Raw genomic sequence first — 25,537 nt, 5'->3', positions numbered from 1 at the left:
AACCACCTTTAAACAAAACTATTTTCTTTTTCGTTCTATTTCGTATATTTTCTTCACATCATCTAATGAGTTAATGTCATTTATAGATTTGTCTTCTCTTATTCCAACAACCCTTGGAAATCTAAGTGCATAGCCCATTTCATATTTTTCTGAAGTTTGAATTTCTTCATAAGTTACCTCTAGAACTATTTTTGGTTCAAGTATAACTTCTCCACCTAAATCCTCTATTTTTATTTCATTAGCGATTTTTGTAAGTTTTTCTAAATCTTCTTCGGTAAGTCCGCTTCCAACATTCCCAATAACGTGTAAGCTTTCGTCGTCACCCTTAACTGAAATTTCATACGACCCATACCAGTCCTTTCTTTTACCCATTCCTATTTTTGCACGAGTTACAACAACATCAAGGTTTTCTAAAGTCTGTTTAATCTTACACATTGTTTTTACACGACTTCCAGGAGTATAAATTGCATTTAAATTTTTCACCATGATTCCTTCATGTCCAATACTTAAGCTCCATTTAAAAAATTCCTTTGCAATTTTTAGGTCAGTGCTGCTTACTTTAAACGATGTAAAAAGCATTTTGTTAGATTTTATTTCATTTTCTATTTTTTTAAGTTCCAAATCCCAATTATTAGTTCCAAAAATGTTTTCCAAAATATTTCTTCTTTCAAACAAAGGTAAATCAATTAATCCTTTATTGTGGTATAAAATGTCGAAAAAATATATTCTCAAACTTACTTCTTCAGTCATTTTATCAATGTCATATTTCCTCCTAAAACGTCTTAAAATATCTTGAAAAGGCCTTGGCTTACCGTTTTCAAGGTTCATGGCAACACATTCCCCCTCTAAAATTACATTATCTACTTCTAAGTTTTTAATCTCTAAAACTAGTTCTGGAACGGAATTTGTAATGTCTTCAAGCCTTCGACTGTATATTTTTACTTCACCATTTGATTTATGTACTTGAACTCTTGCTCCATCGTATTTAGTTTCAAATTGAGGATTTTTCATTTCAATAACTGCTTCTTCAATTGAAGGCGTTAATTGTGCAAGCATGGGCTTTATTGGCCTAAAAACAGTAAGATTTAGTTCAGGATCTTCTTCAAAATTTGAATTTTCAAGTAACTTTTTACCAATGAGCCCTATATCATTTGTAACAGCATATACTTTTTCTATTTTTTCCTTTTCAATCCCAAAATAATTTGAAAACGCTGCTAAAATCGTTGGAATATTCATCCCAATTCGCATATCTTCCAAAATTAATCTTGAAATGTATCTTGATTCGATAGGATTTGCTATAATCAGGAGATTTGAAATTATTCTAATCTTTTTCTTTTGTGAAGAAGTTCCTTCAATAGTTGATAACTTTTTTATTGTAGAATAAACTTCTTCAAAGGTCAAAGGTTCATTAAACAATGAAATTTGCTTTATTTTTGAACTTAAATGTTCAACTGAAATTCCAATGTCACCAGTTTCTTTTATCTTTAAATTTAAATCATTTTCAGAAATTCCCGTTGTTTTAATGGCTTCAATAAGTAAGTTTGGGCCTATTCCTATCTCCCTATTTTCATATTCTGCAAATACTCTTCCAATGGATACCTGACAAATCTCTTTTAAATTTTCAGGTTTTCCATGATTTTTAACAAAATCAATTATTTCAACAAAATAATCTATTTTTTCAAGTCTTTTTGGAGTATTTTCAATTTTTTCAATTATTTTACAAAATTCATTAAAAAGCATATTTTTCACCATGTCTTGAGCATTTAATAAAAAAATGCCAGAAAAAAACAAAATTTACATTTAATGGTTATTTTAAGTAATGGTTATTTTAAATTTACTTCAATAAATATTCCTTTAGAATTTTCTAAATGTATGTTATCGTTTTCAACTTCAAAAGACGATATTTCATTCGTTTTTTCGGAGTTAACAGTATTTTCCGCTTTATTCTTTTTTTCATCCATTTGGGGGTTATTTAAATGGTTTTCCATGTTAAATACGTAATCCATGGTTTCATTAAAACGGCCAACTGTATCTGAAACAGTTTTAACTGCTTTTTTAGTAGAATCATTATCGCTAAATTCTTCAAAATTATTCAAAATTTTTTTTGAAACACTAGAAGTCATTTCAAGTTCGTGAAATTCAGAAACTATTGGATTATTTAATGTAAGGTCTGAACTTACAAATACTTTTATTCCATAGGATAATACAATAACAACAACGAATAGGGATATTAATAGCTTTAAACTGTTTAACATGATTTTCCCTTCCGATAAATTTTTAATTTACTATTTAGTAATTTTATCGTTTAAATTTCAATCTTTTAATCGCCGTTTTACTGCTTCGGAGTGATTAAAAAGTCCTTCTGCTTCTGCAATAGTCGTTACAACGTTACTGATACCTAAAAGTCCGTTTTTAGATAATTCCTGTACGGTTGGTTTTTTAATAAATGTTTCAACGCTTAATCCAGAATACATTTTTGCACAAGCAGAAGTTGGAAGAACGTGATTTGTTCCAGTTGCATAGTCCCCAACTGAAACTGGAGCATAGTTACCTAAAAAAATGCTTCCTGCATTCTCAATGAAATTTAAAATTTCCCTTGGATTTTCAGTCATTATTTCAAGATGTTCTGGAGCATATTCGTTTGTTAATTTTATACACTCATCAATCGAACCAATAATAATTGCGGAGTTTTTAATTGATTTTTCAATTATTTCGGTTCTTTTTGCAGTTTTTAATTCTTCAAATATCTTTTCTTTTATTTTTTTAGCTTTTTCTTCACTATTTACTGTAATTATGCATGAGGCATCTGGATCGTGTTCAGCTTGAGCCAAAAAGTCAACTGCAACGTATTCTTCGTTAGTAGTTTCATCACACATTATAAGCACTTCAGAAGGCCCTGCGGGAAAATCAATTGAAACATCACCATATACTAGTTTTTTAGCAGCAGTAACAAAGACATTTCCCGGTCCAACGATTATATCCACTTTTGGAACCGTTTTAGTCCCATATGCAAGGGCTCCAATAGCTTGTGCCCCCCCAACTTTATAAATTTCATCTGCCTTTGAAATGTCTGATGCGACAAGTGTTGCAGGATTTCCTTCTGTCCCATTTGGAGGGGAGGTCACAACTACTTTTTTTACGCCTGAAACTTTTGCAGGAGTTACGGTCATTAAAACTGTTGAAGGGTAAAATGCACGACCTCCCGGAACGTAACATCCTGCTTTTTCAACAGATCTTATAACCTGCCCTGCCCTTACTCCATTCTTTTCAACTTCCCATTCATTAATATTTTTCAGCTGTATTTCATGAAATTCCCATATATTTTCATATGCTTTTTCAAGTGATTCTACAACTTTTGAATCAATTTTTTCATATGCTTTTTCAATTTCTTCAGGAGTTACCCTAAAATCATCAATTTCTACTCCGTCAAACTTTTTAGTATATTCCTTTAATGCGAAATCTCCGTTATTTTTCACATTTTCAAGTATTTCGCTGACTTTTGGTAAAATATGCGATATATTATTTTTATTTCTATTAAGTATGGTTTCAAGGTCTCTTTCATTTAATTCTGATATTTTTTTAACAATCATAAATACACCCTAAGGGGAAGTTTTTTTACTTTAGTAACGTATTTAATTAGATGACCTCAATAAGGGCAACTTTTTCACAAACTCTTTCAACAAGATTTTTACAATTTTTAATGTCAAATAAGGTTTTTATTTTATCTTCTTTATATTCATTTAGTTCCAATACTTCATCATCCAAAGTTCCGCCTATTAAATCTAATATTTTTTGAAAAGTTTCTAAATCTTTACATATAATGCACACGTTTCCTGATTTTGCACCAAAGGTTTTTATTGCATTTGATATCTGTTTTGTTCCCGAAATTCTTAAAAGGATTTCAACCCAAATACTGCTTGAAATATTTTTTTTTGTTTCTGCCTGATATATCCCTTGTAAAATATGTGTTTTCGTTGCAATCAAATCTGCATTTAATAGCTGAAATTCAAGGTTCATTTTAAATATTTCTTCAGGCACTTTTGAATTTTTAACGCCCTTTATTATCATATTATCCCTTTGTAGTCGGTAATATTTATTTACTAACGTATAATTATACTATAATTATAATATACATATAGTATAATTATAATATATTTAATAATATACCATAATTAAAATATTTTAAAGAATTTTAAAATATTTTTCTATAATCTTTTGTTTAATCATGTCATACATAATCTATATCGGGCATGCATTATATTTTTTAGCATACCTATACCATACATATTTTATTATTAATTATTAATTATTATTAATTATTAATTTAAAACAATTTTTTAGTTTCACATTAAAATATGGACTTAAAAATAAGATAAAAAATAAAATAAATTAAAAACTAATCGAAAGCAATATATAAATTCTATTTTAATTAGTATGTATTATTGAATTTAAAGTAAGGTTACGAAACTACGATTAAATATAATATCGTACATAAAAATTGAAAAAAGGGAAACTATGAAAGTAATTTTAGTTGGTGCAGGGCCTGGTGACGAAGAATTAATTACACTAAAAGGAATTGAAGCAATAAAAAATGCAGATGTAATCGTTTATGATGATTTAATAGGGGAAAAATTGCTAAAATATTCTAAAAAAGATGCAGAACTTATCTATGTGGGTAAACGGAAAGGAAAACATTCACATAAGCAAGAGGAAATAAACAAAATTTTGATAGATAAAGCAAAGGAAAATAAATTGGTTGTAAGGCTTAAGGGTGGAGATTCTTTTGTTTTTGGCCGAGGGGGCGAGGAAGTTTTAGCACTAAAAGGAGAAGGAATAGAATATGAAATGGTTCCAGGAATTACTTCATCAATTGCAGTTCCGGAAATTTTTGGAATTCCTGTAACCCATAGAAAAGTTTCAACGTCATTTACTGTTGTCACAGGACACGAAGCAGAAGATAAGTCCGAAGGTGAAATGCAAGTTAAATTAAGTGAACTAAATGCAGATACGATTGTTATATTAATGGGGATTACAACACTTGAAAAACATGTATCTGAACTTTTGAAAAACCCTAAACGGACTTTGGATACGCCTGTTGCAATATTGATGAATGGTTCACGTGAAAATCAAAGAATTGTTCGTGGAACTCTTTCAAATATTGTTGATACGTCAAAACTTGAAAATGTATCTCCCCCAGGAATTATAATCATTGGAGATGTTGTTAATATTCTTTAAAATAAAAAAGAAATCTAATTCCTCCCCCCAAAGGAATTAGATTTTGTCAGGTGTATTCAAAAAAAATAGTAAAAACTAATAGACTCCCCTATTATACCCCCGAAAATTAATTTTCGGGTAATATAATTTATAAAAAAAGCACTATTTAACTGTTATGGTTAATTTAAACGTAAATTACTAAATTAATTAAATTAAATCAATTAAATGGAAAAATACTTTTAAATCATTTGCTAGAAAATGAAACGAAATGAAACTTTATCGTATTTAATAAATGGTTAAAAATTAATATATTAATTTTAATATTTTATTTTTTTATTCTAATTTATACTTTAAAAAGTATAAAATCATCAAAAATGGTGCTAAATTAAAATACCATTGAATAGGTAGTTTTAAAATCGGTTTATTGCCACTTAATGGATTTAAGACAGGATAAAGACTTGAAATAAACTCTTCCCCATTTAAGTTATTTTTAAGTTTTGAAATCGCATTTTTAACATCTATTGAAATAATATCATCAATTTGTCCACCACTTGGTTTATAAGTCATTTTAATTTCTATATGCTCCCCAGTATCCCGATCTGTAAGGATTAATGAATTATTATGAAAAAATCCTGGAGTGCCTATATGCATTTTTCTTTCAATATCTATTTTACTACCGTCTTCTGAAATAGATATTAAAAATAATCCATCTCCATAGTTGTTATCTCGGTAGTTATCATTTAAAACCATACTTATTGTTGAACCAAGTGGTATTTTTGTAACTATCGGTAGTTCGTCTTGAGGAACTGTTTGAGGACTTCCTTGTGCAGGAACTTGTTTGAAATAAGTATCGGTAGTTCCATTAGGGTACTTTACATCTAAAACAGCAGTCGGTGCAGGACTTGTTTCGCCACGGTTATCCTCTAACTTAAAGACCTGCCTTTTAGTAGTTCCATCATCCATTACATAACTTATAACTGAGTAATAGTAGTGCTGACCTTCATAATTGGAATTACCCTCAAAACTTCCACCAAGTGGGTCGTAATAAGTTCCATTGTATTTGTATATTCCAAGCCATGCTTCTTGAATAACTTGCCCATTTGCAACTGAAACTAACAAAAATAACGTTAAAAAAATGAAAATTTTTTTTATAGTATCACTCCTAAAGCTAACGTAAATTTATTTAAAAAATAGTATGTTTTTAATAATATTTAACTCCTTTTTTAAAATTTAAACCTAAAAATAAAAATACACTAAACACTATTTTTTATTATTATAGAAAAAATAAACTACAAATTTGAGGGATATTTTTGAAAATCAAACAATATATTTTATTATTAATATTAACTACGTCCTTGATTTTAACTTCAGGATGTCTAGATGAAATTATTAATAAAGACAGTCCAGACTCGTTAAACAAAGTAGGGCTTGAGTATTACAACAGTTTTGACTATCAAACAGCGATTACTTATTTTGATAAAGCAATTGAAGTTGACTCTAAATTTAAAGAATCATGGTATAATAAGGGAAATTCACTAAATGCACTTCAAAGGTATGATGAAGCAATTTTCTGTTTTGATAAGGCACTTGAATTAGATCCAAATAATCACTACTATTTAAGTTCTAAGGGGTATTCATTAAATAGTTTGCAGAGGTATGATGAAGCAATTTTCTGCTACAGTAAAGCATTAGACTCTGAACCAAATAACTCTTACTATCTAAGTGGTAAAGGATATGCATTATACTATGGCAGAAATAAAGAGGAAGCAGTTACTTATTTTGATAAAGCAATTGAGTCTGATCCTAATTATGCATATGCGTGGTATTTTAAAGGTAATATATATTATGAAAGTGGAGAATATCAAACAGCGATTACTTATTTTGATAAAGCACTAAATGTTGACCCTAACTTTGAATTTGCACGGTCAGGTAAAATAAATGCAGAAAAAGAACTTAATAAATAACATTTTCTTTTTCGTAAATATTTAATTCATCGATATAGCTCGTTTTTAAATAATTACTGCCTTTAACTACTACGTAAAATACATGATGTTCATTTATTGGAAGGTTTAATTTTTCTTCATACGTTAAACTAACTAATTCATCTACTAATATTTTTTTAGAAATTGTTTCATTAGATTTTTTTGTTACAATATTTAAATAAACTTTTTCATCGTTTTTAAGTTCTTTTAAGGTCCAAGATATAGTTACATCCATTTTTTTATCTTCAAAATATACGTTTGTAACATCTACAAAACTTTTTTCAAGTAAAGACGGCCCTTTTTCAATTTTATCTAGTTTTAAATCAATATTATACCCTAAATTCATTATTTCGTATTTTAATAACTTTATTTGATTGTTATTTACGTTTATTTCATTTGAAAGACCTTGGATTTGAAATGATTGGTATATATTTATTATTACTAAAAAGATAAAAATTATAGTTGTTACTTTTTTATCCATAAATATCACCATCCAAATTTACTTTCTTAGAATCGGACTCTTTTAAATATTTTACAATGTTTTTTCCGTATTCGGTCATTTTGTAAATTTTAATTCCGTCTTCTTCAATGTAAACTATAAGTCCAAGTTCAATTAACGAAGAACTACCATTATATCTAGTATTCATTCCTTTTAAGCACCCCAATACATTTGCAGGATCAGATCTAACTTTTCTGGAAAGTTCTGAAAGATATGTTCCATTAGGGTAAGAATCATATAGGAAATATAATACTTTTTTTCTAAGTTTACTCTTTTTTAATGATCTAAGTACTGTAGGATTAGTAAATATGGCTTTTGAATTCAAAAAAGACACCTAAAAAATGTATTTTTATTTATTAATGAGTTTAAAATTGTTTTTTTTATTCCCATATTATCATAACTCTCTTTTGCCTTAAATCCCGTTAAAATTACGTTTTTGGAATCTGAAATAACTATTAAGTAATCATTTTTTGTTGTTTTAAAGTCGCTTATTAAAATATCTTCATTTTGATATTCATTCATCAAAGTAACAATTGAAATCTTTCCAAATTCTTTTAAAACAGTATTTTTAGTATTATCTCTAACAAATATGTGAACTTTAACTTCATCAGTATGTCCTTCATGACTTAACAGGATATTTAAAAATTCTGGATTAGTGTTTAGTCTATTTTTTATACTATTCTCAGTTTCAAAAAGATTTAAGTAATTATATTCAAAAGTAACATGTCTAGATTTTACAGTAACAACTTCTGAAACTATTTTACCATTAAAATTATTCATGTTTGAAATATCCGATAGTTCTGACATTTTATATGTTTTATAAAACGTAGTTCCTGCAAAAACTAACATTCCTCCAATAAACATTGAACCTAATAGTAAAATGCAGATTATTCCAAATATTAATATGTATTTTGATTCATTCATAAAATATTCACCTAAATTCTATTGAAACCACTTTTCATGGAGTAATTTGTAAGTTCCATCTTCTTCAAGTTCTAAAATAACCTGATTTATATTTTCTAAAATTGGAGTATTTAACTTAGATGCAATTCCAATGTACTGTACATCAAGCACAATTGCTTCTTTTATCGGAATATCATTTTTTAGGGAATCCAAGTAAATTTTATCAATAATTACAGCGTAAACTTCATTAGATTTTAATCCATTAATCAAGCTACTTTGAGTGTTATATGTGATTACTTCAATATTTCTTACTTTTTTAAACTCAAGCGCATAATTTTCATGAACTGAACCTTTTAAAACGCCTATTTTTTTACCATCAAAGTCAGAAATATCGGATACTTCTTCAGTACTAAATACTGCAACTACGGAACCTGTTTTTAAGTAAGGTCTTGAAAAATGAACCCTTTTTTTTCTTTCAGGAGTAATCGTAATACATGAAATTGCAATATCTACTTCTTTATTTTCAACCGCATTTAATATATCTTTAAATTCATATGGGACAAATTCAACTTTTAAATTTAGTTTATTCCCTAGATAATTAGCATAATCTATTTCAAAACCGGTTAGTTTCCCATTTTCATAATATGATAATGGTACTACGTAAGGAACTACCCCTACGGTTAAAGTTCCTTCATTATTAGTCAGCTGCTTACTACTATTAGATAAGCATCCTGAAATAAACAATAATATTGTTAACATTAAAATTATTTTTTTGATAAAAAACACCCCAATTATGCCTTAATAAACTCCCAAAATAAATTAAATGAAGTAATTACTGTTTTTTCATAATCTAAATTTAAGTAGTATGAAGAATACGTGGCTCCTTCAAAAATTATCGAGATTTGGACTGCAAGTTCTTTTGAATCTAAATGATTTTTAATTTCGCCACTTAATTGAGCTTCTTTTATTTTCATATTTAGCTTTTTTAATATATTTTCATACATTTTTTTAGTTCTATCACTTAATTCTTTTTTAGTTTCAAGTAGTTCTGAAAAATGTTTGAAAAATATTTTGGAGTCCTTAGTTTCAACTGTACAATTTTTCCCAAATTCAATGCATAATAAACATAAATCATAGAGTAACTCTTTAAAAGATACATCTTTATCCAATAATAATAAAAAAAGAGTTTCATTTTCATCTAATATTTTATTCATCACCTCTAAAAATAAATCCTCTTTATTTTTAAAGTAGTGATATATTCCACCCCTAGTTAGGCCGCACTTTTTTGCTATATCTAAAAGTAAGGTATTATTATACCCTTTTTCTAAAAATATCTGTTTTGCGTTATTAATTATTGTTTCTTTTGTATTTGGGATTTTAGTTCTATTTTGGCACATGCATGCATGTAGGTATGTATCATATATAAATTTTAGTTGTATTATTATGATAAATAATTATTATTGGATAAATTTATATAGTAAATATGAATAATGGTAAATATAAATTCAGTGGAATTCAGCACTCAAATTTAAAAATTACCTTTTTTAATGCCCTTTCCCAATTTAAAATAGGGTTATAGTTTTAGATTTTTTCAGTTTACACATATATTATTTTTTGGGGAAAATCATCATGCAAGAAAAAAAAGAAAGTAATGCTTTATTAATAGGGGCAGCCGCCAATATTTTTATGGCGGTACTTGCATGGTTTACGGTTTATTATTCAAATTCTGAGGCAATACTTTTAGACGGCAATTATAGCTTTATAATGTTCTTAGGCGTATTGGTGGCCCTTAAAATTGTTGCAGTTAGGGCGAACCGAACAAAAACTTTTCCATTTGGAAAATTCTATTATGAGTCACTTTATGGATTTATTAAAGGACTTATGATCCTTGGTGTTTTAATAATGTCGGTTACTACAGCCGTTATTCGAATTACCTTTTATTTTACAGGATATTTAGATAATATACCGATGCTAATTCCAGAACCAATACTTCATTATGCATTAATTTGTGCGGTTATATGTTACATTGTTTCTTTCTATTATTTTCAACAAAACCGTAAATTCACTAACAAGAGCATCTTATTAAGGACTGAACAAAAATCAGCATTTGTTGATGGTACTCTTTCTTTAGGTATTGGTTTTGGGGTATTTTTATTTTCTAGGGGGGGCGAAATTGGATTTATCCCGTATTTAGCAGATTCATTTTTTGTTTTAGTTCTAGCTTCAATGTTAATCAAAGAGCCTTTGACAATTATTAGGGAATCAATAATTGAACTTGCAGGGGGAGCATTACAAGATGATGCAAAGCGAAAAGAATTTGAAACAATTATTACGTTAAATATGCCTGAAACATTGAAAATTGAAAACATATTTATCAGCAAAAATGGCAGTAAGTACATAATTTTTATTTACATTTCAACTGATGAATTAGTTTACAATAAAAAGGATATCATAACAGCAAGGACTAATATTACTAATATACTTTCAAAAAATCATCCTTATCTTTCAATAAATATTATTCCTGATGGCCATATAAATGTTTAACTTATTAATTATTTAGATATTTAATAATTTAATTTAATTTAATTTAAAAATAGATACTTTAATATTTAATTTATTTAGGGCGATAAAATGCATCAAAATGAAAAAGAACAATATTCAAGATACGTCGGATTTTTTTTAATTATTGGAGTTTCAGTAGGTTATGCATTTGGATTAATTATATCTACTCCAGTTTATGCCCCTGTATTTAGTGGTTTTGGAGCACTATTTGGCATTATTATGGGTTCGATTTTTTCAAAAATAAAGTTAAAAAATGTAAAAAAGCTAAAATAACTTTTTTTATAGTTTTAAAATAATAAAAAATATATTATTATTTAATTTTTAAATTAAATAATTCAATAATCTCATAATTATCCATTATTGAAATTATTAAAAATACAAACGCAAATGATAAAAATTTATCTAAAATATTCGTAAATAGGTTTGAAATTTTTACTGCAATAATTAAGTCAATTCCCGCAGAAACTAATCCTTCAGTTATCATTACAAGAGGTTTTCCTGCAAATCCACCAAATACAAAGTATTCAATAAGTGTTCCCAAAATTACTGAAAATACTATAACTAAAACTGCTGTTAAAATTATATTTTTCAATGTAAAATAGTATTTTCTAAATATAACTCCAGTAACTATTCCAATTAGTATATTAATTGGAGTAAAATATAGGTTTGCAGGGTTTACTAGTACTGAAAGTAAAAGTCCAGAAATAAGTCCAACAACTCCACCTATAACTGGGCCCATTAATACCCCTGAAAGTATTGTTCCAACTGTATCAAGATATGCTGGAAGACTAAATAAATATATTGAATATCCGCCAATAACATTTACTAAAATACTTAATAGGAATGTTATAGCATATACATTCATTTTTTCTTTCTTTATTTCTTCGGGACGTCTTGATCTAAGCATAATTATCGTTTAATACATATTTTTAATAATTTTAAATATTACATATTGCTAGTAGTATAAAAACTGACTTTAAAAAAACAATTTTATCTTTACTGTTCATTTTAAACATTATTTTTCCTTTTTAAAAAATAATAATGTAGTTTGTACCCGAAATTAATTAGTATATATGGTATCTGAACTCTTAGGCACGAAAGTCAGAATGTAGTGATAGCATGTTTAATCTAATCTACTAATTTGGAGGATAAATTCTATGATTTTAATGGGGTACAATTAAATATTGTACTGTATACTATATATAACTAAAAACCTTGATTAAAATGTAAGATATTTATTAACGAGATAATATATCATATATAATATATAGATTTTTTAAGATGAATTTATGAAAAAAATTTTTATTTTATTATTACTACTCTTAACTTCAGTTTCGTCTCAAGAAATTACTGATGCATGGGTTGGAATCCATAAGTTTAATGGAACTTATTACGATGCATTAGGAAATACTTTTAGTGGAAAAGGACTAGTTAATGGGGATTATTATACCGTAATTAACTATAGGCTAAGTGATGGTACAATTATTCGACAGGATATGACCTTTTCCGATACATATGGCTCAGGTAGGAATTATGATCCCACACCAAGTGTAGCACTGTCAATTGGGGATAAAGAAATTTTCAAAGTTGGAAGTAACAATGACTTTCAAAATAGTATTCCAAAAGATATGCCATATATTCAAAATATACCTATAGGTTCAACATTATCGCTTGCAGTTTCAGATAGAACTAACCCTTCAGCTACAACATATGGTGCATCCCAAATTAACTTAGGTATTAATTCATGGGGAGTTAATGGAACTAAAACAAATAAAAATGTTACACAAATGCAAAATTTTACAATAAAATTAACGGATACTACCAATAATAATTCTCTAAACATTCCTTTAACTACTAAGGGCGGTGGCTATGGGATATATAATGATACTATTAAATTAGATTTTAAAGAAGGCATTGCAACAATAAATAGTGCTAATTTAGGCACCAACAAAACTTATGATTTAAAAAGAGTAATTCCAAAACGGAATAAACCCCTTTTAAAACTACCGGTTCTAAAAATGCCAATTATTATTTTAATATTATCAATTATTTCAATACTTTATTACTATAAATATGAATAATTTTTTTATTATTTTAAAAAGTTTCATCGATATCTATTATAATATAATTAAGATTATTTTTAGTTGCATATTCTTTAGTATACGAGTTTTCATTACAATAAATTGTTAAATTTGAGTTGTTATAAAATGCATGTTCTCCAATACTTTTTACTGAATCTGGAATTACCACATTAGTTAATTTATTATCTTTAAATGCATTTTCCCTAATACTTTTTACCGAATTTGGAATTTTTACACTAATTAATTTGTTATTTTGAAAAGCACCCCATCCAATAGCCGTTACTGAATTAGGAATTACTACATTAGTTAGTTCGTTATTTTGAAAAGCATGTTCTCCAATACTTTTTACTGAATCTGGAATAATTAAATTGATTAACTTATTATTTTCAAATGTGCTCCAGCCAATATTTGTTACGGAATTAGGAATTACTACATTAGTTAGTTCGTTATTTTGAAAAGCACCCCATCCAATATTTGTTACGGAATTTGGAATTACTACATTAGTTAATTTATTATCTTTAAATGCACTTTCGCCAATGATTACTACTGAATCTGGAATAATTAAATTGATTAACTTATTATTTTCAAATGCACTTTTTCCAATAGCCGTTACTGAATTAGGAATTACTACATTAGTTAGTTCGTTATTTTGAAAAGCACCCCATCCAATATTTGTTACGGAATTTGGGATTACTACATTAGTTAGTTCGTTATTTTGAAAAGCACTTTCTTCGATATAATTAACTGAATCCGGAAGTATTACGTTAGTTAAATTATTATTTCTAAAAGCACCTGCCCCAATATATGTAACAGAATCTGGAATAATTACATTGGTTAACTTATTATTTTCAAATGCACCTTCTTCGATATTTGTTACTGAATTTGGAATAATTAAATTAGTTAAATTATTATTTCTAAAAGCACCCTCTCTAATACTTTTTACTGAATTTGGGATTACTACATTGGTTAGCTCAATATTTCTAAAAGCACCTTTTTCTACAGTGTTAACTGAATTAGGAATCACTAAATTGTTTATTTTAGTAGTATTTACTTGATTTGGATCTTGTGTCATGTTTTCACGTGATTTAAATAAATATGCAATAACATTAAATATGTATTGTATAGTAGTTGATAGCTTTACATTTTAAACTAAAAGAAATAATTCATTATATGTTGAACCATATATTAAATAAAGTACATCAATATATATTATAAGAATTTTTTTAATATAATAATATGAAAAATTTATTTTATTATAATATTATATTTAAATTAATTAAATAATTCAAACTACCAGAAAATGGTATTTTTCATAACATATGTCGCTTTTGATATGGTTTTTCTTTTAAAATTGAGATGTAAAATTCTGAGGATAAAACTAAATTTAAATTCTTTAAAATTTTGTAGATAGTCTTTTATTACTGCGACAACCGGACATAAATTTTCCAAAATACATAATACCAAAATAAGTTTTAGCAAGATCAGACGATAGCCGAGATATAACGTATAATTGGTTTGATCGGTTTTTACGATGATTTACGTCGATTGATAATTCGCAGTATATCGTGAGGTGATACTATCGAAATTTGCCATAATGTAAACAATAACGCCGCCGTAAAAGCGCAGAGGGAGGGATTTGAACCGCCGGTTTTCAGTGGAGAATCGGGTTTTAAGTCATATCAACAGTTAATTAACGATAATCACAGTTAAGCATGTCAATTGCCGTTTTTGTGACGTTGTAGCCATCATGGTTAACTGCGCCGATATGGCAGGTCATACGTTACCGCAACGCTATGAAAAATAGAAAAGTATATATACCCGAATCGCTTAAGTAGATGTGCGAGCAGAGGTGGTTGAGCTTGGCCAAAGGCGCCGGACTTGAAATCTCGACGGACTTTTTTGACATTGATTTAACACAAACTAAGCGATTTTAGCGGTTTTACATTTCGGTTACAAATTATCATTCATTGATTGTTCATTCGGACGCTCATGGATTATATGTTTGTTATTTAACCGACTATTATGTATACATTATTTCTTTTTTCGTAACTTATAACGCGGGACATTTACATTCCTTATTTTGCAAAAACGCGCAGGATATATCTTATCGAATTTACTGTTACGGCCCCTGATCTATCGATTTCAATAACGCACCAGTATGACAAAATTAGGGATAATTATAGAATTCTACACCGTGTAAACATATACCATTATAAGTTCTGTCGGTAGACCTGCTGCCTTGGACATTGCCGTTTTTGTGACGTTGTAGCTACCAGGGTTATCTTATTGCCCCATTATTTTATTACGTGCTTCGGCAACTTGATTCGCAATTCTTGCGGCAAATGCCCCTGCAACAAACCCTGCATCGATATTTACGACAGATACAACTGAACATGATTGAAGCATTGCTAAAAGTGCTGCTTCACCTTTTGCACCTGCACCATAACCCGTAGAAACTGGAAGACCGACAACTGGAACATCAACGAGTGCAGAAACAACTGTTGGAAGTGTTCCTTCCCTTCCTGCAGCAACTATGATTGAATCTGGTTTTTTATCTTTCAGTATCGCCATTTCATTAACGAGCCTGTGAAGTCCTGCAACGCCGACATCATAAATTGCGATTGTATCACAGCCCATTTCTGATGCGGTCATTTTTGCTTCTTCTGCTACATCAATATCTGCAGTACCTGCGGTAATCACTGCAACTACGCCACCTGTTTTTTTAATTGGCGTACCGTTATGAACTACTGCGGTAGTGGAATGAATGCCCCACTCAATCTCTCCCGAATTGAAATTTGACTGTAAAGCTTCTTTATGTTTATCACCAATACGGGTGATAAGAACACGTCCGCTTGCATTCATTTGGGCTTTTGCAATTTTCACCACGTCTTCAGGGGTTTTTCCTTCAGCAAGTATTGCTTCCATGACTCCGGTTCGGTGTTTTCGAAAAGTATCAATTTTAGCAATATCGGTTACTGAAACGTACCCCATTGAACGAATTGTCGCTTCCGCAGTTTCTATATCTGTTTTATTATTTTTTACATTATCCAATACACTTTTGAGATCCATTTGGGATCACCTACATCTTGAAAATACTCTTTACCATTGCCATTTTTGCTTCGTTATCGGGCCCTTCAAATTCAGCAGTAACTTTTTCGAGCATTTCGGGTATAGGGATATTTTGAGGACACGAATCTATACAAATACCGCAATTTGTACATTGTGATGCAAAATGTGGTTCATTGGTCCAGAATATATCGCCAAGTATTGCAAAATACTGCAATCGTAAGAATTCTTCGTGGAACATGTGTAGTTTATTGTATGTGTCAAAGCATGCCGGTATATTGACTTTTGCAGGACATGGCATACAGTAACCGCAACCAGTACAGTTGATTTTTAACATTCCCGAATATTTTGAAGCGACTCGTTTTACAAGGCCTAACTCTTTTTCTGTCAGTGCGTTTGGATAACCGTTTTCTGCAATTCGTATGTTTTCTTCGACGTGTTCAGGTTCAGTCATTCCCGATAATACGCAGGTAACTTCAGGTTGATTCCATACCCATCGAAGTGCCCATTCTACAGTCGTTCGTTTTGTTTCAGCCTCATCCCATATTGCCATAACTTCTTCAGGTGCCTTACCCGCCAAATTACCGCCACGTAGCGGTTCCATTATAAAGACGCCGAGACCTTTTGATGCAGCGTATTTAAGTCCATCCGTTCCAGCCTGAACTTTTTCGTCTAGGAAATTATACTGTATTAGGCAAAAATCCCAATCATAATCATCAACAATTGGCGCAAAATCTTCCTGTGTTCCATGGTATGAGAAACCTGCATTAATTATTCTACCGTCTGCTTTTGCACTGTCCAAAAACTCGATGACACCGAGTTCTTTTATTCGTTCCCAGCTTGCTTTGGTAAGTGTGTGTACCATGTAGTAATCAATGCGGTCAGTATTCAGTTTTTCAAGCTGTGCGTTTAGGAAGTTATCCATATCTTCCCTACCATTTACCGCCCACGTTGGCAGTTTTGTTGACAATTTAACTTTTTCCCTATACCCATTAACAAGTGCACGGGCTAAAAACGGCTCACTTTCACCCATATGGTATGGCCATGCGGTATCTACGAAATTTACCCCATTATCGATTGCATAGCGAACCATGTGTATCGCTTTATCTTCGTCAATGCCACCATCCTCTTTTGATGGTAGCCTCATAGCACCAAAACCAAGTATCGAAAGTTTATCGCCATTTTTAGGATTTGTTCTGTATAACATGTTTACCCACCTGAGTTTATCTGATTGACCGTTCAATCAATGCTAATTTCTGTTTATTCTTGTTTTTCGGATAATTTTTGTAAAAATAACGTTTTATATGTAGATAAACACTTATTGAATTATATTGATCTGCCCATTTCGTATGCCTGAGTCATTGCATCAGTTTCGACAATGTCTCCGATATTCCAAGCACCTGTTCCATAGATACGCCCTTTTTCTACTGCACCGTCAAGACATGATAAGAATGCCTGAAATCCTTCAAATGTTCGTTCCATTGCATGTTTACTGTTGTCAGCAGCCGCTACAATGAAGTAAAATTCCTTATTGTTAATTTCTGTGTATCTAGCACATGTTCTGTCGATCAATGTTTTCATTTGACCATTCATCGTGTAGAAGTAAACCGGCGTCGCCATTACAATTGCGTCCACGTCAACCATTTTATCAAGTATTTCGCCCATATCATCATTTTGTGGACAAGTTTTCGTTCCAAAGCACGTACCACAGCCAGTACAGTAATTAATTTTTTTATCGCATATGAATATCTTTTCTACAAGGTTGCCGGCTTCTTTTGCCCCAGTTATAAACTGGTCGCATAGTAAGTCGGAATTTCCACCTTTTCTTGGACTTGCTGATATCACTAGCACGTATTTACTCATTTGAATCATCCTCATTAGTCATATTGTAAAATTATCCCGTTTACTCATGTACATGATTATGAAGTGGTATATTTTGTTCAATTATTATGCCTTGAAGCACGTTTGGACCATCGAGCTCGATATCTCCTGCACCATAACCAATAGAACATACAACACAGGATGGAAACATTTCTATTGGTTTTGTGAAATGAGAAAGTATGGCAGCACCAGTTGGTGTTAGAAGTTCTTTTTCATCAGTTCCGCCTTTAAAGTAGAGTTTTCCAGTTTTCAGTATTTCAAACGTAGCCGGTGCAGGTACTGGTAAATTACCATGTGCACATCTTACAGTTCCGCTTCCGACGTTTATCGGCATACAATAAACCGAATCGCATTTGAGTGCATAAATAGCTGCTGATGAACCGATAACATCTGCAAGTGCATCATTTTGCCCAACTTCGTGAAAATGTACTTTTTCAAGATCGTCTTTACCATGAACATGTGCTTCAGCTTCAGCCATTTTTGAAAAAATATCAAGTGCACTCAGTTCTATGTCTTTAGGTAGCTTAGCATCTTTTATAATATCGATAAGTTCAAAATATGTTCGTGAGTGTTCGTGTTCGGGAACATTGATCTTGACATCCAAAGCCCGAATACCTCGTTTCACGACATCACGAATGCTTACAGATACAGGTACTGCTGACTCGATAATCTCTTTTACGTAATTTCTATCGGCCCCAAGGTCCATGGTGCATCCCAAAATCATGTCACCAGCAGCTCCTGAAAACGGGTTAAATATAAGCGAGTTCATAAGTATCACGTTTTAAATATCCTATTTCAGATCGCAGTATTCTTCGTCAGATACGGGTTCTAACCATTCTGCAGGACCTGCTTTTGAATTTGTCTCAACGGAAAGATGTACAAACCAGCTGTCATGAGCTGCCCCGTGCCAGTGTTTTACGTTTGAAGGAATTTCAACTACATCTCCAGCTTTAAGTTCCTGAGCAGGTTTTCCTTCTTCTTGATAGTAACCACGACCACCGGTAACCAGTAAAATCTGTCCTCCGGGATGTTTATGCCAGTTATTTATACAGCCTGGTTCAAATGTCACATTTCCAATCGGGCAATTGAATTCGTTATCTCTTCCAACTAACATACTGACCCATACTTTACCCGAAAAATACTTGCTCAAAAATTCTGGAAGTTCTTCTCCTTTTGGGAAAATTACGCTATTGCTTAAATCTGTTGAATCGTTCATTTTGTCACCTAGAATATTCGGATTTCATTTTTTTGCATTATTTATTGAACCAAAATACTTTTTTGCTTCAATCATTCTGCCACGTATATCCACATTAAACGGACAGTTCTTTTCGCAGGTGCCACAATTGGTGCAGTCATTTGCATTTTTACTTAACTTCATGTAGTGGTCTTTTGCAAGGTCATCACCCACTCTTGAAAGGTCTAAATACTTATTTACTGAACCAATATCGATTTTGGATGGACACGGTTGACAGTGGTTACAGTATATACAAGTACCGGTCATTTCCTTATGTGGTAGATTGCCAATAAATGAATAATCTCGTTCTTTTTCAGAAGCCGAGTAAAATTTAAGTGCATAATCCAAATCTGCTCTTGACCGTACCCCCGGAAGACATGAAATAACGCCTGGACGATCCAATGTATACTGTATGCATTGAGGAATTGTCATAACACGTTTGAAAGGTGATGTTTTTTCATTTAATAGCTGTCCACCACCATACGCTTTCATAACTGTGATTCCGATCCCTTGTTTTTCACATTCTCGATAGAGTTCCATACGTTCGTTAGATAAAGAGAGCATGCCTCTGGACGGACTAAAATCATAAGCTGCATTAATGCTGAACATTATGACATCGATTTCACCAGTTTCGATAAAGAGTTTACATATCTCTTCAGAATGGGATGAAATACCAAGATGTCGAATGGTTCCATCTTGTTTTAGCTTTTTAGCATAATCAAAAATGCCATTTGACATGATGTTTTCAAAGTCTTTAACCTGATCAACATAGCTGATGAGGCCAATATCGGCATAGTCTGTATTGTAGTTCTTCAATTCCTGCTCAAAACCCTTTTTAACATTGCGGAGAACTCTTGTCCTTGAATATGTTCCTTTTGGATACCACACGCCAAGGTGTAGTTGCATCATCATCTCGTCACGATACCCATTCAATGTTTCAGCAATTGGATCTACCGCATTTGTGTCATACATAACGGTATCGATCAGGTTTACGCCCTGGTCCATACCATAACTGACGATATCTTTGATCTCTTGTGGTGTGGCATCTTTCAAGCTCCCTGATCCAATGCCGATAGTGCTGACCTTTTCACCACCGTGAGGTAATTTTCGGTATTCCATAAGTTCTCCTCATTTCAATGTTAGCTTTGATTTATTATTCGACCAGTTTGGGTTTATTCCAAATGTTCTTTGAAAAATCCTTCCAATTTGTCAAATGGAATACAGTCATTGTCCCCACCATCGTACAAGTCGATATGTCTTGCACCCGGTACAATATATAGTTCTTTTGGTTCTGTAGCCATTTTGTAAGCATCTTCACTGAAATATCTGGAATGAGCATTTTCACCGATAATAAATAAAATTGGTCTTGGTGAAATCGTTTTTATATACTTCATCAAAGGGAAATTCATGAAAGACATGCTGCTAGTTATAGTAAATGCGGCTCCTGCATTAGGATGATGTCCACGTTTCATTCCATAGTATTCAAAGAATTCACTTGTAATTGGATCCAATCCTTCGGGAATAACGTCAGCAGGTTCGTTAGGAAAACCAGCAGGTAATTCAGGAGTACTGTTCTCAAAATCTTTCCATCGTTGCTCACCAAGCTGAACTAAGGTTTGAGCACGCTGTTCATCAGTCATTGAATCTTCCCATCCGTTTCGGATCATTCTACTCATGTCGTACATACTTGCAGTAGCTACGGCCTTAATTCTGGGGTCTACCTGGGCTGCAGTAATTGAAAATGCCCCACTTCCGCAAATGCCAATAGCACCGATTTTGTTTCTATCTACAAACGGCCTTGTTCCTAAAAAGTCCACTCCTGCGCTAAAATCTTCCACAAATAAATCGGGTGAAGATATATGCCTAGGCTCCCCACTGCTTTCTCCATTATATGATTCATCAAATGCAATTGTTACAAACCCTCTTTCTGCCAAATTTTGTGCGTAAATACCTGCACCCTGCTCTTTTACACCACCATAAGGTGTTCCGATAACGATTGCAGGATATTTTTGGGATTTGTCTATGTCTTTTGACAGGTACATATCTGCTGCAACGGTGATTCCGTATTTGTTTTTATATGAAACTTTTTCTACCGTCACTTTTTCGCTTAATTTGAAAGTTTTGTTTGATTCCATATTTTCACACTCGATTTTTCTGAATTATTGAGTAAATTACAAGATTGGTTTAAGATTGACTACTCAGTCAAATAATACTCTGTTTTTATGGCATATATAATTTAGGCATCTTGAAAAAAGGGGAAAAATTTGCTGTTCAGGCATATTTTCAAAATAACTAAAAAAGAAAAGAACTGATTACTTTTCTTCAGTTTTACACTTTTTTTTCATACATTTAGCTTCAATACACTCCATCCATTTCTTGGTTTTCCAGAATATTGCTGAAAATATAAAGCTGAATAAAATGAATAATATGACCATTACAAGGCCACTAAGATATGGGTTACACGTATATGGACAATACATACTCTCACCTTTACTAAGGATTTTTTTGTGATAAATAATTACTATATTTTTAATTGACTAATCAATCATAGTTTAACTAAAAAAATTAGTTTTTGGTTAGTCCGTTCCAGACTATCTCAAATCCATCATCAATAAATTTATTTTCGTTGCAGGATGGGCCACAACCAGAAATTACATCTACCAAGGTCCTGCTGTTTTGGTAAAACATTGCGATTATCAGTTCTGAGGGTAATTCTTTAACGTCCCCATTTTTTATTCCGTCATCAACGAGTTTGTGTAAGAATACGTACTCTTTCATCACTTCTTCACGTGTAAAATTCGATATGTATGGGGAATTGCAAAATTGGCCGACAAATAGGAATTCGTTATGGTTATCTAAGCCCCATCTAACTAAATTATCCCATATTTTCTTCAACTTATCTTTGAAAGTATTTTGTAATTCGAGGTCTTTTACCATTGTTCGACTTAAATCTCCTTTTACTTCAAAATACAGGTTGTTTATTAGGTCTTCTTTCGTTGGAAAGTAATGAAAGAGCGTACCCGTAGCTACTCCTGCTTCTTTTGAAATCTGGGCTGTAGATGTACCGTGAAATCCACGTTCGGTGAATAGTTTCAATGCGGCATCCATAACGGCTTTTCTTTTGTCTTCAATATTTGCTTTCATATGTATCTCATCCACTGACTGATTAGTCAATTAATTATACAGTTGTTTTGATATATAAACATTAGGGCCGACATGCATACCCCCGTGATCATATAACTCCGAAAAATCAGTTTATTTTGAATAATTGAATAATGGCGCTATCATTATTTAGTAATTTTGTTTTGTTCATATTTTGACATGCATTAATTTACATTCAAAAAAGCCAAAGTTTTCGAAAAACTTGAAATTTTCCTGAAAACGTACCATATTACACTATAGGGTAATTAAGTGCGGAAAAACCGCGACATTTTTTGCAGGGGTACACCCCCCTACACTAATTTACACCACAGTTACACGACCCTACACTCTCAGATCACGATTATATAATGTTCTGCGCTTTTTTCAACGATTTAACATTAAACGGTTAGATCTAGTGATAGATACTAAAAAACAGTAGCATATATGATGATACCGAGAGTCTACGGCGTATTACGCGGCCACATATAATGAAGACACGGTAAACTAGTACTGCAGTACTATAAGTGAGTAAGTGTGGATACAACTTTGATGAGGTTTTGAAGCTACTGATCACTAGCATAAGTGATGTAGCTCGATCAGTGTAGTTTACTATGATATATAGTGAATATAAGCTGTATCAATACGGTTGAGACGTAAATAAAACACCTGTGGACTGTAAATACATATCGGACTGTTGTTCGTATGTTTATATATTTTTATGTAACTACGTACGTACTTTTAAACACAAATACACACAGTATGAATAGCTAAGTAGTCGCATCGGAACGAACTATAAAGGAATTAGCAAATGTTGACATTACCGCCAATCTATCGAACATATAATCATACTAAAAATATGAATCAACGATATCCGATTCGGTGTGGATCGCATATAACTGTGGAAGTCCCCGTAGTGAGCTGATTATGTAATCAATGGGTTCATTCGATGTACTATATCCTATGTCCGGTCGGATTTATGTCGGACTATCGTAAACCATATCTACACAGAAATATCGGTGGATCATTTGTGCCCCTGCACAAGTAAAAACTTGCAAAAGTGTACAAGTCCACACTTGTTTCACTAACCCTGAGTAAACTCTTTTTCATTTTTCACATAACTCGAGTCGTTCAGCCCATGTATCAAATACATATGTGACGAGGGAATACGAATCAACCATATACTTCTCGGTGGTGAACGCTCTTTCACTGTTACCGCCTATGTCATGAGTTCCCATGTACGTTTTTACAGACATAAAATTGCCGATGACGAGACTATCGACTCCGAGGCCCATGATCATTATTGTGCCTACCAGCGGTAGCCACAGGTAAATTAAACACAATATAGAGTGATAAAATGAACATAATAACCCCCAAAGAGCTAACCGACGTAGTTGTATCGGCATTAAATAATTACGCTTATTATACCGGTAATTGGACCGAAAAAATCGAATGCTGTACATCATACACCGAACTAATTGTTCTGTTAAAGTCGGAACTTCGATCTAATCCAATGTCTGAAATTACATCATTTAAACCGGCTTTACTGAATTACCTTATTGAATTCATCGACTGGGACATTGTTTCAGAAACTATGATGTTACGATACTTTGAAAGAACTGGTAAACCTGTGAAGTTTAAAACAAAGGAGTAATCGACGGCGTAGCGTTTAATGGCATATCACCTATGACTAAGTAATGTAGCGTAATAATCAACTGGTAGGTGTGTTTGATATTCAAATGAACCATATGGGTCATATTAGATGGATGTGTGCGACACTCACAAATGTAATTTTTTATTTGTGACTTGTGAAGTTTTGGTGCAAAAAGAGTATGACTCTTTTTTACATTGGCATGATATCGAAATCATTGCGACTAATTTTATTTTACAAAATTAAACAAACGATGTAGTGTATCTGTTTTACCGATATATCCGATAATTGGAGAATTGGCATTGGTATGACTAATTTTAGTACATCTGTGAAATTATGCGTTGAAGTTAGTGTAGCCATTACACTTACAAAATAATTATTAAATGTGTTAAATGCTAAATCCAACATTACTATTACGTAAAATTACCCGTTGCGGGTGAAAAGAATCTATCGTGTTTATTAATCGAATTTTAATTATGTGATGTAACTACAACCAGTTAATAGTTCATACGGGATGCTATAACAGTTATTGAAATAAGTTTTATACAATCGTAAAGCAATGCCTTGAACTATCGTAGTTTGAAGTGTTATTTTCGAAATTCTAATCATACCGGATATCTTGCCGATATATGGCTTAACAATTACCTATTGTCAAATTTAAACATTCAATATAGGTATACACACAATTATGTAAGTACAGTTTTATGTGCCTAATTAAGTATGTATTCATTGCCGTACATAAATACTCAATTATGTACGTACATTTTTATGTATGGACATTTTTACATTCATAGTTTGGAAAATAGGGGTGTAATTTGACGTGAATAACTGAAATTGATACACCCAGGTATATCCGTAAGTTTTATCTAAAACGGCGTTATGTAATCAAGGTGTAAATCTAACCTGGATTACATTAACCAGTAATATTGTAACCGTCAGTGTATCAATTACACAAACTGGTAGTTAATACGATTAACGATTTATCAGTTCATTCTGAGTTGCTACCAACTAGAATGCGGTTCAACGTGAAGACATTATATGTCATGTCAAACTATAGAAATGTTAAACCCGATTGTACTATGAAACACAGTAACCCCTGATGTTCAAATCTGTTGGTTTTGACTATGCGGTTTATCGTTACAGTAACCCCTACAGACTGCTTTTTTCGTTACTTAAACTGTTTAAATTTACAAAATATGACTTTAGGAACACCACGTCGCTTAACCTGTGACAGTTGAGGATAAAGTATATATACTATCTAAGATTTCGTATCACCTGCAACAGTAAATCACCGTAAAACAGAAGGACATGCGAGACATGAGAATG

At 31.6% G+C, this 25,537-nt stretch carries 26 protein-coding genes and 1 pseudogene; 6 read left to right on the top strand and 21 right to left on the bottom strand.

Translation table 11 applies throughout. From position 1 onward, the window contains the following. Positions 1-18: 18 nt before the first annotated feature. From MEVAN_RS01520 to cgi121, 4 genes are all read right to left on the bottom strand, one after another. Positions 19-1,740: an ATP-dependent DNA ligase gene (locus tag MEVAN_RS01520; RefSeq protein ID WP_011972105.1), complete on the bottom strand. Its 1,722-nt coding sequence runs from the start codon at positions 1,738-1,740 to the stop codon at positions 19-21. Positions 1,741-1,823: 83 nt separating this feature from the next. Then, on the bottom strand, positions 1,824-2,255 hold the full coding sequence (locus MEVAN_RS01515; protein ID WP_011972104.1) for a hypothetical protein: 432 nt from the start codon (positions 2,253-2,255) through the stop codon (positions 1,824-1,826). A gap of 57 nt (positions 2,256-2,312) precedes the next feature. Then, positions 2,313-3,590: a histidinol dehydrogenase gene (hisD, locus tag MEVAN_RS01510; RefSeq protein ID WP_011972103.1), complete on the bottom strand. Its 1,278-nt coding sequence runs from the start codon at positions 3,588-3,590 to the stop codon at positions 2,313-2,315. A gap of 46 nt (positions 3,591-3,636) precedes the next feature. Continuing rightward, the gene (gene cgi121, locus MEVAN_RS01505) at positions 3,637-4,068 is read right to left on the bottom strand and encodes a KEOPS complex subunit Cgi121 (RefSeq protein WP_011972102.1); all 432 of its coding nucleotides are present in this window, start codon (positions 4,066-4,068) and stop codon (positions 3,637-3,639) included. Between the two features lie 447 nt (positions 4,069-4,515). On the opposite strand from cgi121, the gene cobA reads away from it, so the two are divergent. Beyond that, positions 4,516-5,235 carry a uroporphyrinogen-III C-methyltransferase gene (cobA, locus tag MEVAN_RS01500; protein WP_011972101.1) on the top strand — a complete coding sequence of 240 codons (720 nt, stop codon included), beginning with the start codon at positions 4,516-4,518 and terminating at the stop codon, positions 5,233-5,235. 312 nt (positions 5,236-5,547) lie between these two features. Here cobA and MEVAN_RS01495 read toward each other — a convergent pair whose 3' ends face one another. Then, positions 5,548-6,333 carry a hypothetical protein gene (locus MEVAN_RS01495; protein WP_011972100.1) on the bottom strand — a complete coding sequence of 262 codons (786 nt, stop codon included), beginning with the start codon at positions 6,331-6,333 and terminating at the stop codon, positions 5,548-5,550. Positions 6,334-6,524: 191 nt separating this feature from the next. Here MEVAN_RS01495 and MEVAN_RS01490 point away from each other — a divergent pair, with 191 nt between their 5' ends. Continuing rightward, positions 6,525-7,178: a tetratricopeptide repeat protein gene (locus tag MEVAN_RS01490; protein WP_011972099.1), complete on the top strand. Its 654-nt coding sequence runs from the start codon at positions 6,525-6,527 to the stop codon at positions 7,176-7,178. Here the strand turns inward: MEVAN_RS01490 and MEVAN_RS01485 are convergent. Genes MEVAN_RS01485 through MEVAN_RS01465 form a run of 5 tightly spaced genes read right to left on the bottom strand, consistent with a single transcriptional unit; the run spans position 7,168 to position 9,995 of the window. Then, positions 7,168-7,677: a hypothetical protein gene (locus MEVAN_RS01485; protein ID WP_011972098.1), complete on the bottom strand. Its 510-nt coding sequence runs from the start codon at positions 7,675-7,677 to the stop codon at positions 7,168-7,170. The two genes, MEVAN_RS01490 and MEVAN_RS01485, sit on opposite strands and share 11 nt — an antisense overlap. Further along, a complete protein-coding gene (locus tag MEVAN_RS01480; RefSeq protein ID WP_011972097.1) occupies positions 7,670-8,020 on the bottom strand; it encodes a helix-turn-helix domain-containing protein in 351 nt (116 codons plus the stop codon). The genes MEVAN_RS01485 and MEVAN_RS01480 overlap by 8 nt, the downstream gene beginning before the upstream one ends. Continuing rightward, a complete protein-coding gene (locus MEVAN_RS01475) occupies positions 8,017-8,619 on the bottom strand; it encodes a hypothetical protein (RefSeq protein WP_011972096.1) in 603 nt (200 codons plus the stop codon). The genes MEVAN_RS01480 and MEVAN_RS01475 overlap by 4 nt, the downstream gene beginning before the upstream one ends. Positions 8,620-8,637: 18 nt before the next feature. Then, positions 8,638-9,357: an ABC transporter substrate-binding protein gene (locus MEVAN_RS01470; protein WP_011972095.1), complete on the bottom strand. Its 720-nt coding sequence runs from the start codon at positions 9,355-9,357 to the stop codon at positions 8,638-8,640. A 32-nt stretch (positions 9,358-9,389) separates the two neighbouring features. Beyond that, on the bottom strand, positions 9,390-9,995 hold the full coding sequence (locus tag MEVAN_RS01465; protein WP_011972094.1) for a TetR/AcrR family transcriptional regulator: 606 nt from the start codon (positions 9,993-9,995) through the stop codon (positions 9,390-9,392). Between the two features lie 232 nt (positions 9,996-10,227). On the opposite strand from MEVAN_RS01465, the gene MEVAN_RS01460 reads away from it, so the two are divergent. Next, positions 10,228-11,142, top strand: a complete 915-nt coding sequence (locus MEVAN_RS01460) for a cation transporter (RefSeq protein ID WP_011972093.1) — start codon at positions 10,228-10,230, stop codon at positions 11,140-11,142. Positions 11,143-11,229: 87 nt separating this feature from the next. Next, on the top strand, positions 11,230-11,433 hold the full coding sequence (locus MEVAN_RS01455; RefSeq protein ID WP_048059122.1) for a hypothetical protein: 204 nt from the start codon (positions 11,230-11,232) through the stop codon (positions 11,431-11,433). 37 nt (positions 11,434-11,470) lie between these two features. Here the strand turns inward: MEVAN_RS01455 and MEVAN_RS01450 are convergent, their stop codons facing one another. Further along, complete coding sequence (locus tag MEVAN_RS01450; protein ID WP_011972092.1) at positions 11,471-12,067, bottom strand: LytS/YhcK type 5TM receptor domain-containing protein; 597 nt, start codon at positions 12,065-12,067, stop codon at positions 11,471-11,473. A gap of 382 nt (positions 12,068-12,449) precedes the next feature. Here MEVAN_RS01450 and MEVAN_RS01445 point away from each other — a divergent pair, with 382 nt between their 5' ends. Then, positions 12,450-13,241: a hypothetical protein gene (locus MEVAN_RS01445; RefSeq protein WP_011972091.1), complete on the top strand. Its 792-nt coding sequence runs from the start codon at positions 12,450-12,452 to the stop codon at positions 13,239-13,241. 13 nt (positions 13,242-13,254) lie between these two features. Here MEVAN_RS01445 and MEVAN_RS01440 read toward each other — a convergent pair whose 3' ends face one another. The 10 genes and pseudogenes from MEVAN_RS01440 to MEVAN_RS01400 all read right to left on the bottom strand — a co-directional run bounded on the left by MEVAN_RS01440 (position 13,255) and on the right by MEVAN_RS01400 (position 22,566). Next, positions 13,255-14,313: a leucine-rich repeat domain-containing protein gene (locus tag MEVAN_RS01440; RefSeq protein WP_011972090.1), complete on the bottom strand. Its 1,059-nt coding sequence runs from the start codon at positions 14,311-14,313 to the stop codon at positions 13,255-13,257. A 1,211-nt stretch (positions 14,314-15,524) separates the two neighbouring features. Then, entirely contained in the window at positions 15,525-16,310 is a 786-nt protein-coding gene (larB, locus tag MEVAN_RS01435) for a nickel pincer cofactor biosynthesis protein LarB (RefSeq protein ID WP_011972089.1), read from the bottom strand. Positions 16,311-16,320: 10 nt separating this feature from the next. Then, positions 16,321-17,514, bottom strand: a complete 1,194-nt coding sequence (locus MEVAN_RS01430; RefSeq protein WP_011972088.1) for an aldo/keto reductase — start codon at positions 17,512-17,514, stop codon at positions 16,321-16,323. 119 nt (positions 17,515-17,633) lie between these two features. After that, entirely contained in the window at positions 17,634-18,170 is a 537-nt protein-coding gene (locus tag MEVAN_RS01425) for a flavodoxin family protein (RefSeq protein WP_011972087.1), read from the bottom strand. A gap of 76 nt (positions 18,171-18,246) precedes the next feature. Further along, positions 18,247-18,957, bottom strand: a pseudogene (locus MEVAN_RS01420) (LarC family nickel insertion protein); the annotation flags it as partial. Positions 18,958-18,978: 21 nt separating this feature from the next. Then, positions 18,979-19,404 (bottom strand): cupin domain-containing protein, encoded by a 426-nt coding sequence (locus MEVAN_RS01415; RefSeq protein ID WP_011972085.1) that lies wholly within the window; start codon positions 19,402-19,404, stop codon positions 18,979-18,981. A 24-nt stretch (positions 19,405-19,428) separates the two neighbouring features. Further along, positions 19,429-20,541 (bottom strand): aldo/keto reductase, encoded by a 1,113-nt coding sequence (locus tag MEVAN_RS01410; RefSeq protein ID WP_011972084.1) that lies wholly within the window; start codon positions 20,539-20,541, stop codon positions 19,429-19,431. 53 nt (positions 20,542-20,594) lie between these two features. Further along, positions 20,595-21,557 (bottom strand): alpha/beta hydrolase, encoded by a 963-nt coding sequence (locus MEVAN_RS01405; protein WP_011972083.1) that lies wholly within the window; start codon positions 21,555-21,557, stop codon positions 20,595-20,597. Positions 21,558-21,734: 177 nt separating this feature from the next. Next, a complete protein-coding gene (locus MEVAN_RS08885) occupies positions 21,735-21,902 on the bottom strand; it encodes a hypothetical protein (protein ID WP_156769202.1) in 168 nt (55 codons plus the stop codon). Between the two features lie 85 nt (positions 21,903-21,987). Further along, the gene (locus MEVAN_RS01400; RefSeq protein ID WP_011972082.1) at positions 21,988-22,566 is read right to left on the bottom strand and encodes a TetR/AcrR family transcriptional regulator; all 579 of its coding nucleotides are present in this window, start codon (positions 22,564-22,566) and stop codon (positions 21,988-21,990) included. Positions 22,567-23,917: 1,351 nt separating this feature from the next. Between MEVAN_RS01400 and MEVAN_RS01390 the strand changes: the two genes are divergently transcribed. After that, positions 23,918-24,214 (top strand): hypothetical protein, encoded by a 297-nt coding sequence (locus MEVAN_RS01390; RefSeq protein WP_011972081.1) that lies wholly within the window; start codon positions 23,918-23,920, stop codon positions 24,212-24,214. Positions 24,215-25,537: the final 1,323 nt, after the last annotated feature.

Origin of the sequence: Methanococcus vannielii SB (assembly GCF_000017165.1) — an archaeon.
GTDB classification, from domain to species: Archaea; AGJL01; Methanococci; order Methanococcales; family Methanococcaceae; genus Methanococcus; species Methanococcus vannielii.
Note: the sequence above shows the minus strand (reverse complement) of the source record. Positions and strands in the feature narration are given on the sequence as shown.

Coding starts and splice junctions, on each gene's coding strand:
- MEVAN_RS01520 (WP_011972105.1), bottom strand. CDS start 1,740: ATGCTTTTTAATGAATTTTGTAAAATAATTGAAAAAATTGAAAATACT.
- MEVAN_RS01515 (WP_011972104.1), bottom strand. CDS start 2,255: ATGTTAAACAGTTTAAAGCTATTAATATCCCTATTCGTTGTTGTTATT.
- hisD (WP_011972103.1), bottom strand. CDS start 3,590: ATGATTGTTAAAAAAATATCAGAATTAAATGAAAGAGACCTTGAAACC.
- cgi121 (WP_011972102.1), bottom strand. CDS start 4,068: ATGATAATAAAGGGCGTTAAAAATTCAAAAGTGCCTGAAGAAATATTT.
- cobA (WP_011972101.1), top strand. CDS start 4,516: ATGAAAGTAATTTTAGTTGGTGCAGGGCCTGGTGACGAAGAATTAATT.
- MEVAN_RS01485 (WP_011972098.1), bottom strand. CDS start 7,677: ATGGATAAAAAAGTAACAACTATAATTTTTATCTTTTTAGTAATAATA.
- MEVAN_RS01475 (WP_011972096.1), bottom strand. CDS start 8,619: ATGAATGAATCAAAATACATATTAATATTTGGAATAATCTGCATTTTA.
- MEVAN_RS01470 (WP_011972095.1), bottom strand. CDS start 9,357: ATGTTAACAATATTATTGTTTATTTCAGGATGCTTATCTAATAGTAGT.
- MEVAN_RS01465 (WP_011972094.1), bottom strand. CDS start 9,995: ATGTGCCAAAATAGAACTAAAATCCCAAATACAAAAGAAACAATAATT.
- MEVAN_RS01460 (WP_011972093.1), top strand. CDS start 10,228: ATGCAAGAAAAAAAAGAAAGTAATGCTTTATTAATAGGGGCAGCCGCC.
- MEVAN_RS01455 (WP_048059122.1), top strand. CDS start 11,230: ATGCATCAAAATGAAAAAGAACAATATTCAAGATACGTCGGATTTTTT.
- MEVAN_RS01450 (WP_011972092.1), bottom strand. CDS start 12,067: ATGCTTAGATCAAGACGTCCCGAAGAAATAAAGAAAGAAAAAATGAAT.
- MEVAN_RS01445 (WP_011972091.1), top strand. CDS start 12,450: ATGAAAAAAATTTTTATTTTATTATTACTACTCTTAACTTCAGTTTCG.
- MEVAN_RS01440 (WP_011972090.1), bottom strand. CDS start 14,313: ATGACACAAGATCCAAATCAAGTAAATACTACTAAAATAAACAATTTA.
- larB (WP_011972089.1), bottom strand. CDS start 16,310: ATGGATCTCAAAAGTGTATTGGATAATGTAAAAAATAATAAAACAGAT.
- MEVAN_RS01430 (WP_011972088.1), bottom strand. CDS start 17,514: ATGTTATACAGAACAAATCCTAAAAATGGCGATAAACTTTCGATACTT.
- MEVAN_RS01425 (WP_011972087.1), bottom strand. CDS start 18,170: ATGAGTAAATACGTGCTAGTGATATCAGCAAGTCCAAGAAAAGGTGGA.
- MEVAN_RS01415 (WP_011972085.1), bottom strand. CDS start 19,404: ATGAACGATTCAACAGATTTAAGCAATAGCGTAATTTTCCCAAAAGGA.
- MEVAN_RS01410 (WP_011972084.1), bottom strand. CDS start 20,541: ATGGAATACCGAAAATTACCTCACGGTGGTGAAAAGGTCAGCACTATC.
- MEVAN_RS01405 (WP_011972083.1), bottom strand. CDS start 21,557: ATGGAATCAAACAAAACTTTCAAATTAAGCGAAAAAGTGACGGTAGAA.
- MEVAN_RS08885 (WP_156769202.1), bottom strand. CDS start 21,902: ATGTATTGTCCATATACGTGTAACCCATATCTTAGTGGCCTTGTAATG.
- MEVAN_RS01400 (WP_011972082.1), bottom strand. CDS start 22,566: ATGAAAGCAAATATTGAAGACAAAAGAAAAGCCGTTATGGATGCCGCA.
- MEVAN_RS01390 (WP_011972081.1), top strand. CDS start 23,918: ATGAACATAATAACCCCCAAAGAGCTAACCGACGTAGTTGTATCGGCA.